Below are 13963 nucleotides of genomic sequence, written 5' to 3' on the forward strand. Positions count from 1 at the left end.
AAACACGCAATCGAACCTGAGATCGACGCCATGAGCACGCCTCTGAAGACCCTGATCACGAAACTGAACCCGCTGTGCCGCCACGCGACCGAGCGTGCGGCAAGCGCGTGCCTGGCGCGCGGCCATTACGAGGTCGATCTGGAGCACCTGTTCCTCGCGTTGCTCGAGGAAGCGACGGGCGACCTGCCGCTTGCGCTGCGTGCGAGCCGCGTCGATCCGCACGCGCTGCACGCCGATCTCGAGCGCGAACTGACGCGCCTGAAGACGGGCAACACGCGCACGCCGGTGTTCTCCGTGCACCTGATCGCACTGTTCGAGCAGGCATGGCTGATCGCGTCGCTCGACTCGCAGCTCGGCCGCATCCGTTCGGGGCACCTGCTGCTCGCGCTGCTGACCGCGTCCGATCTCGCGCAATTCGCGCAACGGATGTCGTCGCAGTTCGCGGAAATGAACGTGACGGACCTGAAGCACAAGTTCGACGAGATCATGGCCGGCTCGAGCGAAGCCGAGCCGCGTCAGGCGGACGACGAGGGTAGCGACGTCGCGCCGGCTGTCGACGGCATGGCACCCGCGGCCGGCCCGTCGAAGACGCCCGCGCTCGACACGTACACGACCAACCTCACGCAGCGCGCACGCGACGGCAAGATCGACCCGGTGATCGGCCGTGAAGCGGAGATTCGCCAGGCGATCGACATCCTGATGCGCCGCCGCCAGAACAACCCGATCATGACCGGCGAGGCCGGTGTCGGCAAAACCGCGGTCGTCGAGGGCCTCGCGCTGCGCATCGCGGCCGACGACGTGCCGCCGCCGTTGCGCGGCGTCGCGCTGCACGTGCTCGACATGGGGCTGCTGCAGGCCGGCGCGAGCGTGAAGGGCGAGTTCGAGAACCGCCTGAAGAGCGTGATCGACGAGGTCAAGAAGAGCGCGCATCCGATCATCCTGTTCATCGACGAGGCGCACACGATCATCGGCGCGGGCGGCCAGGCCGGCCAGAACGACGCGGCGAACCTGCTGAAGCCGGCGCTCGCGCGCGGCGAGCTGCGCACGATCGCGGCGACGACGTGGAGCGAATACAAGAAGTACTTCGAGAAGGACGCGGCGCTTGCACGGCGTTTCCAGGTCGTGAAGGTCGAGGAGCCGAGCGAGCCGCTCGCGGCCGCGATGCTGCGCGGGATGTCCGGCCTGATGGAGAAGCACTTCAACGTGCGGATTCTCGACGACGCGATCACCGAGGCCGTGCGCCTGTCGCACCGCTACATCAGCGGCCGCCAGCTGCCGGACAAGGCGATCAGCGTGCTCGACACCGCGTGCGCGAAGGTCGCGCTCGCGCACAGCGCGACGCCCGCGGCGATCGACGACACGAAGAAGCGCATCGAGCGGATCGACGCGGAAATCGCGTCGCTGGAGCGCGAGGCGGCCGGCGGCGCGTCGCACGACGAGCGGCTCGGCGAACTGCGCGGTGCGCGCGACACGGCGCTCGAACAACTGGCGAAGGACGAAGCGCGCTATGAAGCCGAGCGCGTGATCGTCGCCGAGATCACCGAACTGCGCGAAGCGCTCGACAAGGCACGCGGCCCGTCGGAAGACGGCCAGCCGGTCGACGTGCAGGCCACCCGCGACAAGCTCGCGGAACGCGTCGCGGCGCTGCACGCGCTGCAGGGCGGCGAGCCGATGGTGCCGCTGCAGGTCGACGGCCATGTGGTTGCCGAGATCGTTGCCGCGTGGACGGGCATTCCGCTCGGCCGGATGGTGAAGGACGAGATCGACACCGTGCTGAACCTGCAGCCGCTGCTCGCCGCGCGCGTGATCGGCCAGGACCACGCGCTGGAAGCGATCGCGCAGCGCGTGCGCACCGCGACCGCGAGCCTCGAGGATCCGAACAAGCCGCGCGGCGTGTTCATGTTCGTCGGGCCGTCGGGCGTCGGCAAGACCGAGACGGCGCTTGCGCTGGCTGACATCCTGTACGGCGGCGAGCGCAAGATGGTCACGATCAACATGAGCGAGTACCAGGAAGCGCACAGCGTGTCGGGCCTGAAGGGTTCGCCGCCGGGCTACGTCGGTTACGGCGAAGGCGGTGTGCTGACCGAGGCCGTGCGCCGCAACCCGTATTCCGTCGTGCTGCTCGACGAGGTCGAGAAGGCGCACCCGGACGTGCTCGAGATGTTCTTCCAGGTGTTCGACAAGGGCGCGATGGACGATGCGGAAGGGCGCGAGATCGACTTCCGCAACACGCTGATCATCCTGACGTCGAACGTCGGTTCCACCGCGGTGATGCAGGCGTGCCTGAACAAGCCGGTCGAGGAACTGCCCGATCCGGACGCGCTCGCCGAGACGCTGCGCCCGCAGCTGTACAAGACCTTCAAGCCCGCCTTCCTCGGGCGGATGAAGGTCGTGCCGTACTACCCGATCTCCGACGACGTGCTGGCCGAGATCATCGAGCTGAAGCTCGAGCGGATCCGCCGCCGGATCGAGACGAACCACAAGGCGGCGTTCGAATGGGACGAGTCGCTCGTCGAGGCGGTGCTCGCGCGCTGCACCGAGGTCGATTCGGGCGCCCGCAACGTCGACCACATCCTGAACGGCACGCTGCTGCCGGAGATCGCGGGCCACGTGCTCGGCCGGATCGCCGACGGCGAGGCCATCGCGCGCATCGCGGTGCGCGCGGACGAGGCCGGCGAATTCACGTACACCGTCGAATGAGCGCGGCCGTGCAACACAAGCATTTGATGAACTGACCGAACCATGCCGATCAATCTCCCCGAGTTGCTGACGCCGATCAGCGATGCGTCGCCCAGCGGCGACGACCTGCTGTTTTCGAACGAATTCGACGCGATCCAGGACGCGCGGCGTTACGACGATCCGACGCTCGACCAGGGCGAGTGGGTGACCGAGATCAAGGAGGCCGACTGGGGCTTCGTGGTCGACCATGCGGGCGAGCTGTTGCGCACGCGCACGAAGGACCTGCGGCTCGCCGTGTGGCTGACCGAGGCGCTCGCGCTGGAGGACGGCATCACCGGCCTGACCGAAGGCTATGCGCTGCTCGAGGGCCTGTGCCGCGACTTCTGGGACACCGTGCACCCGCTGCCCGAAGACGACGACACCGAGCACCGGCTCGGCAACGTCGCGTGGCTGTCCGGCCGCACGGCCGAGCTGCTGCGCGCGGTGCCGATGACGGACGGTGCGTCGAACGCGTTCAGCACGCTCGACTGGGAAGTGGCGCAGCACGTTGCACAGGCGATCAAGCGCGACCCCGAACACGCGGAAGACATCGCACGCGGCAAGCCGTCGATCGAGCAGATCGATTCGTCGCGGCGCGTGACGTCGATCGCGTTCTACACCGCGTTGCTCGCGAACCTGAAGGCGTTCGAGTTCGCGCTCGATGCGTTCGAGGAACGGCTCGTCGAGCGCGCGGGCGATTCGGCGCCGAGCTTCCGGCAGGCGCGCGACGCGTTCGAGACCGTGTACCGGCTCGCCGAGCGCTTTGCGCGCGAGCAGGGTTATACGGGCAGCGCACCGCACACGCAGTCGACACCGCAGGCGCAGCCCGAGCGCATCGAGCCGGTGTTCGGCAACCCGATCCACACGGAGGAGACTCACGTGCAGCCGCAGTCCGTTCCGCGCGCCCCGGTGACGCAGATGATCGCCGGCATCCAGAACCGTGCGCAAGCCGTCGACCAGTTGCGCGCGGTCGCCCGCTATTTCCGCCAGACCGAGCCGCACAGCCCGGTCGCGTATCTCGCCGACAAGGCCGCCGAATGGGCCGACATGCCGCTGCACAAGTGGCTCGAGAGCGTCGTGAAGGACGACGGCTCGCTGTCGCATATTCGCGAGCTGCTGGGCGTGAGGCCGGACGAGCAGTCGTAAACGCAAAACGGGCGGCGCATCGCTGCAGCCGCCCGTTTTTGCCTGCCGCGCCGCTCCGGGAGGAGCGGCGGCAGGCGTTCTTTACTGCCCCACCCGGAACTCGATCCGCCGATTCCTCGCCCGCCCATCCGCCGTATCGTTCGGCGCGATCGGCTGATCCGGCCCGACGCCCGTCGTCGTCATCTGCTGCGGCAGAATGCTCTTCGTGATCAGGTAGCCCTTCACCGCATCCGCGCGCGCCTGGCTCAGCGCGATGTTCGACGTACGGTTCCCCGAGTTGTCGGTGTGGCCGATGATGTCGACCGTGCGGTTCTGCATCTTCGCGAGCGCGGCCGCCATCTGGTCGAGGATCAGCTTGCCCTGCGGCGTGAGCGTCGCGCTGCCGGTCTCGAACTCGATCGTCCGGTTCGCGAGCGTCTGGTCGAGCACGCCCTGTTCGGACGCCGACACGCGCAGCCCGTTCTTGATCGTATACGTCGGGTTCAGCGTGTTCGCCATGTCGCTCGCGAGCTGCTGGCGTTGCGCTTCGTTGTGCACCTCGCCCTTCATCTCGATCTGCGTGCCGTTGATCTTCAACTGCCCCTTGCTGATCTGCTTGAGCTGCGCGCCGAGCAGCTTCTGCACGTTCGCGCTCCAGTTCGGCGGCGTTGCGACGTCACCCACCTCGATCTGGTCGACGACGTTCGTCGCGCCGTAGGTATCGCGCAGCTTCTGCAGCACGGCGGCCTTGGTCGCCTCGTCAGGCACCTTGCCGCCGACGACCACCTGGCCAGGCGTCGCGGTTGCGGGCGGCGGCGTGAGGGTGTTCGCGGTGCCGGCCGTGCCGTGCACGACGGCGCCGGAGGCCGTCCCCGGTGCGGCGCCGGTGTTCGCGGACAGCGCGGTCGTCGCGACCGTGCCGTTGCCGACCGGCGTGACGGTCGCGCCCGTGTTCTGCGCGAAGGCCGCGCCGCTGGCGAAGAGCCCGGCAGCGAGGAGGGCGGCGACGGCGGGCGAGAAGGCGGCCGAAAAGCGCGCGCGCCGGACCTGAATCGTGCGATGCATCCCGTCAGCCTCCGATGAACGCTTCACGGAACGCGTCGATGGCGACGCGCAGCGAGAGTTGCGGTTGGTCGAGGTAGCTGACGAGCTTGCTGATCTGGTGATCGTTTTGCGCATGGGCGTCGATCCACTCGGGATCGTCGATGTCGATGTTGTGGGCGGCGTAGGTCTGCGGGTCGACGACGCTCAGCAGCGTCTTTGCCGACGCGCCGTTGAAGCCGATGATGAGCCGTTCGCGCTCGGCGATCGTGCCGATGAAGATCGCGAGCTCGAAGTCGGCCTGCGCGACGAACGGCGCGATCAGTTCGAGCCAGAACGCGGCGACGAGGCTGCGGTAGAACGGATCGACCGGCAGCGGCAGCGTGAGGCCGCGCTCGATGTGCGACGAGCCGCTCTGCATCACCGGCCGCAGCAGCGAGCCGAGCGCGAGCATCGCGCCGCGCAGCCGCACGGGATGACCGCTTTCGAGCAGCATCTCCTGAAGGCCGTACAGCGACTGGTGTTCGATGAAATCGTTGAAGGTGCCGTCATGCGACGTGCCGGGGCCGCCGACGTCGATCGGCACCTGCGTGTCGCCGAGCGCCTGCAGCGCGCCGGGCGGCTCGTCCTTGCCGAGCAGCGGCGGGATCTGCGTAGCGACGCGCGACCACAGCCGCGCGAACGCGAGCGGGCTGCGCGCGAGGAACGCGAGCGGCCGGTCGACCTCGAGCGCGGTGGCGCCGAGGAACGGGAAGCGCCGCATCGACACGTCGTGGCTCGCGACCATGTGGCCCGCGATCGCGAGCTTGCTGCGCGAGCCGAGGAACGCGAAATGCATCGGCTTCGCATCCTCGTAGACGAGCTTCCAGCGCGGATCTTCCGCGAGCAGCTCGAGCGCCTGCGCGATCCAGCGGTCGAGCGTCTGCAGCAACTGCGGGTTGTGCGGGCTCTTCACGAAGTCGCCGCGCGACGGAATCTTGCCGAAGTAGGCGATCTGCGCCTGTACGGTTTGCGTCATTGCGCCCCCTGGGCATTCGTTGCGTTGGCGGCCGCGACGGCCGGCGCTGCGGCCGGCGTGCCCGTGCCGGCGGTCTGGGTCGCGTTCTGCGCGGCACCCGCGCTCGCGTCGGCGACCGACGACGGCAGCTGCAGGCCGCGCAGGCTCTGCTGCTGCGGCTGGTCACCGCCACCGCCGGACGGTTGCGACGTGCTGATGATGCGCATCGTCACCGACACGTTCACGCTGCCTTGCGCCCACGTCAGGTCGAAGGTGCCGTCCGGACGGCGCTTGCGTTGCGCCGAGTTGATCAGCTTCTCGAGACCGTAGCGGCCCGGCTCGTTGACGAGCTGCACCGTGCGGCCGTCGAAGGTCGTCGCGGACAGCGTCGCGCCCGGCGAACCCTGCGGGTTCGGCCACACGAAGTTGGTCCACTGCGGCGGCGTGTTGCGGTAGCGCAGTTGCTGGCCGTCGATCGCGATCGTGTATTCCGTCGTGCCCGTGCTCGGCTGCGGCAGGATCTGGAACACGGTCTGCGGCTCGGACGACGCGGCGGCGCTGCCTGCCGCACCGCCGGCGAGCGGCGCGACCCAGCGCGCGAAGCCGCTGGTGAAGTCCGGCGTGAGGCCGATACCCATGTCGCCCCACGTGCGGGCGGCGAGGGTGTCGCCGCGGCGCACCGCGAGCGGCCCGAGCGTCGTGCCGACAAACTTCGCGATCGAGCCGTCCGGACCGAACACCTGCGCGATTTCACCGGCGCCGGCCTCGACCTTCGCGCTCGCCGCGAACGGGTACTTCGTCGCGAGCGAGTTCTGGAACGGCTGGTAGACCTGCGCGTTCCACACCTTGTTGACTTCGGCGCTGGCCGGCTGGATCACGACCGCGAACGCCTGCATCAGCGGCCGCACGAGCAGCGGACGCAGCGACTTGCGTTGCGAATCGGTGAGGCCCGTCAGCATCTGCTCGTCGACGAGCTTCAGCGAATCGGCGAGTTCCGAACCGTTGCCGTCGAGCGTCTGCTGCATCAGCTGGCGCGCGCCCGGGCCCGGGTCACCCTGGTTCTTGATCACGTTGAAGCGCGTGCGGACCTTCGACAGCGAATCCATGTAGCCCTTGAGCATCGATGTGCCGTCATGCGTCGCGACGATCCGCGCGAGCCCGATGAACTCCTGGCCGATCGGGCCCATCGGCACCTCGGCCGGATTGCCGTTGATGTCGATGTTGGCAGCCGCCACCTGGCCGGCCTGCGAGCGCGAGAACAGTTGCTTGACCCAGTTCACGACGCCCGTCTGCGCCTTCTTGATCGTCACGTTCGCGAGCGACGGGTTGTCCCACGAGGTCTGGTCGTACGCGGTCTCGAGGATCTTGCGGATCGGCGAATCCTGCGGGTCGCCGAGGCGGTTCATCCCGTCGACGGCCTGGCCGAAGCTGCTGAAGCCCTGCACCGCGATGCCCTGCATGAACTTCTGCCAGTGCTGCGCGTACTCGGTCTTGTACATGCCGACGAGCGTCTTCTGGATCTGCTCGGGGCTGCCCTCGAGCGTCAGGTCGTCCTGCGTCGACGTGTTCAGCACCCAGTCCTTCGCCTGCAGTTCCTTGGTCGCCGCGTCGCGGATCGCCGGCTGCACGTAGTCGAACCACGCTTCGCGCGTGAACGTGCCCGGAATCGCGTAGCTGCCTGCCACGAGCCCCTGGTTGCCGTCGCCGACGATGCGCGCGATGGTCATCGGCGCGAAGCGGGTCGACGCGCGTGCCTTGATTTCCTCGTACACGCGCTGACGGGCCGGCATGCCGCGCACGACGTGGCGCAGGTTCTCGCGGGTCTGGTCGACGAGCGCGAGGTTCGCGTCGATCATCGGCCAGTCGTCGTCGTTCACGCGGGACAGGTAGAACGAGATCATGCGCTCCGCGCTCTTGATCATCTCGTCACGCGGCATGTTGCCGCGATTCGTCTCGAGCCAGCCGCGCCAGAAGCGGGCGAGCTGGTCGGTCAGGTGCGCCTGCTCGACGTGACGCTTGTCGGACAGCATCAGGTACGTCTTGAGCGCGTTGTACGCGTCCTGCACGTTGGTCGGCGACGCGTCGCTGTAGAGGCCGCCTTGCGGTGCGGCCGGCTGCTGCGGGGCCGCGGCCGGCACGGCGCCGGATGCGGCCAGTGCGGCACCGGCCTGCGGCGCGGCACCTGCCGCGTTCGTCGAGACCGGCATCGCGCCACCCTGCACGGCGCCCGATTCGGGCGGGCGCGTCATCGGCACGAGCTGTTCGGGGTGCGCGTTCACGTCCTTCATGAACGACGCGAGGTTCTGCGACACCGGGGCCAGCAGGATCTGGCGCACGCCGTTGTAGTACTCGGTCAGCAGGTGCTGCTCGAGTCGGTCGCCCTGGTACAGGCCGAGCGACACCGAAACCGGCTTGTCGCGGCGGAACTGTTCGAGCTGCTCGATCCGGTCTTCGAGGATGTCCATCGCCTGCAGGCGCGACTGGAGGTCGTTGCGGCCCTGCTGCAGGCGCGTGACGTTGTCGAGGTCGGCCTGCACGTTCGCGACGAGCTGCTGGTTGCCGATCGTCGACCAGGTCCAGCCGCCGAGCGCGAGCGCCAGCGCCGCGACGAAGCCGAAGAAGGTCGCGTAGCGCAGCCGCGTCTTGGTCGGGCTCGCGAACTGCCGCACCGTCTGACGGTCCGCGAAGATCACCTTCGAGAACAGGTCGCGCAGGAAGAAGCCGTTCTTCGAGAACGCGCTGTGCGGCTTCGGCAGCGCGGCGCCGTCGAGGCCGAAGCGATGCGCGATGCGCTGCGCGGCCGCGCTGTTGGTTTCGCCTTCCTGCAGCGCGCTGGTGAAGTAGAAGCCGCGGAAGATCGGCTTGTACTGGAACGGGTTGTTCTCGAACAGCGTCGCGAGGAACGCGCGCAGCGACGGCTTGATCGTCGAGAATTCGAGCGGGAAGCTCAACTGGCCCGGCGACAGCTGGTTGCCGCGCGACAGCGACAGCTGCGCGACGCTGATCTCCTTCAGCCCTTCGTAGAGTTCCTCGAAGTGCGTGTCGAACTGCGCGACGACGTCGCGCTTGTCGTCGGGCTCGTAGGGCAGGGTGGCGCCCCACACGCGGTCGTACTCGTGCTTGTCGCTGCTGCTGAAGAATTCGGTGAAGCCGGTGATCAGGTCGGCCTTCGTGAACATCACGTAGACCGGCGCGAACACTTCGAGCTTCTCCGTCAGCTCCTGAACGCGCTGACGGAGGTTTTTCGCGAGGTTGATCGCGAATTCGGGGCGGTTGCCGGTGAGTTCGGCGATGCTCGCGGTGACGATGATGCCGTTGATCGGCGCCTTCGGGCGATAGCGCTTGAGCAGGCCGAGGAAGCCGAGCCACTCGCTGCGGTCTTCCTCGTGCACCGAATAGCGGCCTGCCGTGTCGAGCAGGATCCCCTCGGTCGTGAAGAACCAGTCGCAGTTACGCGTACCGCCGATGCCGTGGATCACGGCGCTGTTCTTGTCCGCGAACGGGAACTGCAGGCCGGAATTGAGCACGGCGCTGCTTTTGCCCGCGGCCGGGTTGCCGATCACGATGTACCACGGCAGTTCGTACAGCGCGGAGCCGCCCGACACCTGGCCGATCTTCGACGTCTTGATCGTCTTCACCGCATCCGACAGGCGCGTGCGCAGCACGTCGAGGTCGGCCGTCTTCGAGTCGGGGGCGAGTGCAGCGGCGGCGGGTGCGGCGATCTTGCCGGTTTCCGCCTGCTCTTCCAGCACCTGGCCGAGCTGCTGGTTCGCGCGCTTCACGCGCCAGCGGCGCCACAGCGCGACGACGAGCCACAGTGCGAGGATCGTCGCGAACGCGATCGCCGCCCACAGGAGCGGCAGTTGCAGCATGTCGGCGACGATGAAGAGAATGGCCGCTAGCGCGACGATCCCGACGATCGAGAGCGTACGCGGATGAGTCAGCACGTTGAGGATGCGTTGCATAGGACGTTCAGGTTCCGGTGCGATTCGGTGAGGCGACGCAGGCGCGCCGAGCGGCAAGGGTGGCGCCGCGATGTGTCGCCATGCTGTCAAACGGGATGAAGGGGGCGGGCATCAATGCGCTCGCGGCATCGGAGAAGGCGCGCGCATTAATGAAAGGACGCTGTGAGATTTAAAACGGAAGCGGCGGCCGGAAAAAATCGCGCACCGGAATGCATGATTTTTTGCGCCGCCCATATCGTTTCCTGCCGGGATATTAAAAAGCCCCATGCCGCCCTCATTATTTCCTGTCCGGCAGCCCTGGCTAGCTGCCGCGTCCCAGTTTAAAACCGGGTTTATGGTATTCCACGTGCCCGAGATCCATCATTTTCCAGCGGCCCCCCCAGGTCAGGCCAACCTGTTCGGCGACCTGGCCATACAGCTGGTAGCCGCGCATCGCCCACGGATCTTTCTCGGAAATGACCAGCTTGCCGTCGCGCAGGAATGCGTTGTCGGCCGCCAGCCCGAATTGGTGATAACTCTGGAAGGCTGCCGCGTTGGTCACGCTACCGCCCATCTGCGCCAGCCGGTTCTGTCGTTCCGGGCTCCGATAACCTTCCAGCAACGCCATTTCATAACCATACTGTTCGTGCATGATCTTGTAGACCAGCAGCAAACGCGTACGGAAATCCGGATCCAGCAGGTTCCAGTCGCGGCTCGCATCCTTCAGCGCCGGACGTACCTGTTCGACTTCCTTGGTGGCGAAGACTTCCGGCGGCAGCGGCGGGGGCGGCACGAGCTGTTCGCCCTGCAGCAGCGCGGCGATCTTCTCGTCGGGCACGCGCGCCGTGTCGTCGTACTGGAACAATTGCCGGCCGCGTAACGCAATGGCGACCAATGGCGGCGTCGCAAGAATACCTGCCGATACCATAATCATCAAGCGCCGGCGAATCAGTAAATTTTGCACATCGTTTAAAGCGCCGCGCGTAACGCTTGCCGATTTAACAATCTGACTTCGCGTACGCGAGGCGCGATCGTTCGCACGGCGCGTTAGACGGCCGTGAAACTGGGCGACGGATTCGAATACGGTCGCGCGGATACCCGGTAAAAGCAACAGTGCCGCAACCGCTACGGCAAGGGCGAAATAGGCGACGAGTGCGACGGCAATCAACGAAATCCCCGGAAATTGGAATTGATTGTGTTTTGCAATGCTTGCTCTTAGAATCAGGCTGCTTCGAGAGGCCGGGCTATATTATCGCGGTGAATTAAACCAGGATTCAATGAGACGCTGAATGAGTGCGCCGGAAAATTCAAATTCGAAATCTCCGCCCAGCCTGCTGTCCGATACCAAACCGGCAGGCGACGGAGCTCAGCAGTCGCGCATTCTCGCGAATCTGGAAGGACGTGTCACGCCCCCGGCCGAACCGCCGCGCCGTTCGCTGAAGGCGCCGATCGCCGCCGTCGTGGCGCTGGTGGTTGCCGTCGGTGGCTGGGGCGCATGGCGCATGCAGCATTCCAGTGAGCAGGTTGCCGCGGCCGAGGCCGCGCCTGCCGCAGCCGCACCGGCGAAGGCCGCAGCGGCCAGCGATACCGCCGTGCAGGTCGCGCAGAATACCGCGTCCGCCGCATCCGCCGTGCAACCGGCCACGATCGTCAACGACGACGCGGCATCCCGAACCGTTGCTTCCGCATCGTCCGCGTCCGCCGCGGACAACAGCCGTCTGTCGCGCGCGCTCGCCAATGGCGCCGACGACGCATCGGGCGCAGCCACGGCCGGTGCGGCCGCCGCCGCCGCTGCCGCGACGACCAAAACCGCGAAGGCCGATGCCGCGAAGGGTGCGAAGGTCGCCGCGCACGGCAAGACCGACACGAAGGCCGATGCCAAGGCCGAGGCCCGCAAGCATCGCAAGGAACAGCAGGCCGAGCTCGCGCAGGCGAAGAAGCACCGCGACGCGACGCCGGTCCGTACCGCGAAGGCGGGCGGGAAGGACGATCCGGATGCGGATCTGCTCGCGGCGCTCGTCGCGCGCACGAAGCCGGCCGACAAGAAACTCGCCGCGCAGAAGGCGCAGGCCGTGCCGACCAAGACGGCCGCGACGACCGGCTCGCTGGCGTCGCGCGTGAAGGAGTGTTCGGAGCGCGGTTTCTTCGAGGATCAACTGTGCCGCTGGCGCGTCTGCGAAGGCCACTGGGGCAAGGACCCCGCGTGCCCGAGCGCCGCGCAGTCGGAGACGCGGCAGTAACGCGTCTTGCACGTGTCAGCCCGCCGTACCTGCGCCGCCCGTTGGGCGGCGCGTTGCTTTTGGGGGCACGGAATCGGACGGTATGATGCGCGTGACGCTGTCACCGGCGCGTCATGCCCGTCGGGCATACGTCTCCTTTCCTTTTCCGGCGCGGGCGCGCGACCCGCTTTGCGCGGCGCGCCGTACGCAGCACGACCTTCGACACGATGGACCTGATCGTACAGACTTACGGCGCCGATACGTCCGGCATGGTGTGCGGATTCCGCTTCGTTCCCGGCGGATCCGGCGCGACGCTCGATGCGGACGCAGCCGCCGCATGGCTGCGCACGTGCCGCGCGCACGATCTCGCATCGGACGATTTCGTCTGGCTGCACTTCAATCTCGCGCACGGCGCGAGCGAGCGCTGGATGCGCACGCATCTCGGGCTGCCTGACAGCTTCTTCGAATTCCTCCACGAAGGCTCGCGCTCGACGCGCATCGAGCAGGAAGACGGCGCGTTGCGCGCGGTCGTCAACGACGTGATGTTCAACCTCGAACTGACGCCGTCGGAGATCGCGACGCTGTTCGTCCACGTCGAGCGGCGCATCATGGTCACCGCGCGGCTCAAGCCGCTGCGCTCGGTCGACACGCTGCGCGCATGCGTGCGCGACGGCGAGCAGTTCAGGTCGCCCGCCGAACTGCTCGTGCACCTGCTGCGCGACCAGGCCGACCTGCTGAGCCAGATCATGCGGCGCACGAGCGTCGACGTCGACCGCATCGAGGATCGCTTCCTGTCGCAGCGGCTCACGTCGAGCCGGATCGAGCTCGGTGCGATGCGCCGCACGCTGACGCGCCTGCAGCGCATGCTCGCGCCCGAGCCCGGGTCGATCTTCCGGCTGCTCGCGAAACCGCCTGCGTGGCTGCATCTGGAAGACGTGCAGGAGCTGCGCGAATCGACCGAAGAGTTCTCGCTGGTGCTGGCCGATCTGGCGGGGCTCAACGAGCGGATCAAGCTGCTGCAGGAAGAGATCGGTTCGCGTCTCGATGAGCAGAACAACCGGACGCTGTTCACGCTGACGCTCGTGACCGTGATCGCGCTGCCGATCAACATCGTCGCCGGCTTCTTCGGGATGAACGTCGGCGGCGTGCCGTTCTCGGAGAACAAGCACGGCTTCTGGCTGATGGTGCTGCTGGTCGCGGGTTTCACGGGGCTCGCCGCGTGGTGGGCGTTCCGCCGGCGCGACGACCGTTAGGGCCGTCGTCGCCGCATCGACACGTCAGCGCAGCAGCGCGATTGCGCGTTCGCCGATCACCATCCCGAGCAGGCCCACGAGCGCGACGAGCGGCGGGGCCGGCGAGCGCACGTGCAGCAGCGCGTACAGCACGCCGACGCCGAGGCCCACCGCGAGCGACATCACGTAGTCCATCATGGCGGTCTCCCGTGCGGTCCGGTGTCAGGGCTTGAGGATGACGCGCTCGCGCGCACCGGCCAGCACCGCGCGATACGCATCGTGTGCGCGCTCGAGCGGATACACGTAGTCGTCGCCGATCGGGAACGGGCGCAGCGTGCCGTTGCCGAAGCCGGGCGCGAGCGTGTCGAGGATCTGCGCGACCGCGGCACCGCCGAGCTGCAGCGAATCGACGCCCACGAACGTGTGCTGGCCGCGATAGAACGCAAAGATGTCGAACGGCACGCTGCGGTCGATCGTCGAGATGAAGATCTGCCGCGCACCGATCGCCATCGACGCGTTCGCCGCTTCGAAATACGGGCTGCCGACCGTGTTGTAGACGATGTCCGCGCCGTGGCCGCCGGTTGCCGCGCGCACCGCGTCGGCGACTGGTTCTTTCGACGCGTCGATCATGCGCACGTCGCCCGATGCATGGCCGCGATAGCCGCCGGCGCTGCGCTCGACGCCGAT

The 13963-nt window shown here is 67.4% G+C and carries 10 protein-coding genes; 4 read left to right on the top strand and 6 right to left on the bottom strand.

Translation table 11 applies throughout. The features are described from left to right. The first annotated feature begins 30 nt into the window (after nt 1–30). Both tssH and tssA read left to right on the top strand, forming a co-directional pair. Nucleotides 31–2700, top strand: a complete 2670-nt coding sequence (gene tssH / locus G3O00_RS19580) for a type VI secretion system ATPase TssH (RefSeq protein WP_206144013.1) — start codon at nt 31–33, stop codon at nt 2698–2700. A 42-nt stretch (nt 2701–2742) separates the two neighbouring features. Continuing rightward, entirely contained in the window at nt 2743–3864 is a 1122-nt protein-coding gene (gene tssA, locus G3O00_RS19585; RefSeq protein ID WP_206144014.1) for a type VI secretion system protein TssA, read from the top strand. 81 nt (nt 3865–3945) lie between these two features. Here the strand turns inward: tssA and G3O00_RS19590 are convergent, their stop codons facing one another. The 4 genes from G3O00_RS19590 to G3O00_RS19605 form a co-directional block, all read right to left on the bottom strand. Further along, the gene (locus G3O00_RS19590) at nt 3946–4908 is read right to left on the bottom strand and encodes an OmpA family protein (protein WP_206144015.1); all 963 of its coding nucleotides are present in this window, start codon (nt 4906–4908) and stop codon (nt 3946–3948) included. A 4-nt stretch (nt 4909–4912) separates the two neighbouring features. After that, nucleotides 4913–5902, bottom strand: a complete 990-nt coding sequence (gene tagF / locus G3O00_RS19595; RefSeq protein WP_011350771.1) for a type VI secretion system-associated protein TagF — start codon at nt 5900–5902, stop codon at nt 4913–4915. Continuing rightward, entirely contained in the window at nt 5899–9846 is a 3948-nt protein-coding gene (gene tssM, locus G3O00_RS19600; RefSeq protein ID WP_174935973.1) for a type VI secretion system membrane subunit TssM, read from the bottom strand. Before tssM ends, tagF begins: the two co-directional genes overlap by 4 nt. 301 nt (nt 9847–10147) lie before the next feature. Further along, nucleotides 10148–10993 carry a M15 family metallopeptidase gene (locus G3O00_RS19605; protein ID WP_041492728.1) on the bottom strand — a complete coding sequence of 282 codons (846 nt, stop codon included), beginning with the start codon at nt 10991–10993 and terminating at the stop codon, nt 10148–10150. 121 nt (nt 10994–11114) lie between these two features. Here G3O00_RS19605 and G3O00_RS19610 point away from each other — a divergent pair, with 121 nt between their 5' ends. Together G3O00_RS19610 and G3O00_RS19615 are read left to right on the top strand one after the other, a co-directional pair. Next, the gene (locus tag G3O00_RS19610) at nt 11115–12065 is read left to right on the top strand and encodes a phage tail protein (protein WP_206144016.1); all 951 of its coding nucleotides are present in this window, start codon (nt 11115–11117) and stop codon (nt 12063–12065) included. Between the two features lie 206 nt (nt 12066–12271). Continuing rightward, nucleotides 12272–13297, top strand: a complete 1026-nt coding sequence (locus G3O00_RS19615; RefSeq protein WP_041493004.1) for a transporter — start codon at nt 12272–12274, stop codon at nt 13295–13297. A gap of 24 nt (nt 13298–13321) precedes the next feature. On the opposite strand, the gene G3O00_RS19620 is transcribed toward G3O00_RS19615, so the two are convergent. Together G3O00_RS19620 and G3O00_RS19625 are read right to left on the bottom strand one after the other, a co-directional pair. Next, the gene (locus tag G3O00_RS19620; protein ID WP_011350776.1) at nt 13322–13474 is read right to left on the bottom strand and encodes a DUF1427 family protein; all 153 of its coding nucleotides are present in this window, start codon (nt 13472–13474) and stop codon (nt 13322–13324) included. A gap of 24 nt (nt 13475–13498) precedes the next feature. Next, on the bottom strand, nt 13499–13963 hold a 465-nt coding region (locus tag G3O00_RS19625), incomplete at its 5' end, for a zinc-binding dehydrogenase (protein WP_206144017.1).

Source organism: Burkholderia sp. Ac-20384, from assembly GCF_017104605.1.
In the GTDB taxonomy this organism is placed as follows: Bacteria; Pseudomonadota; Gammaproteobacteria; order Burkholderiales; family Burkholderiaceae; genus Burkholderia; species Burkholderia lata.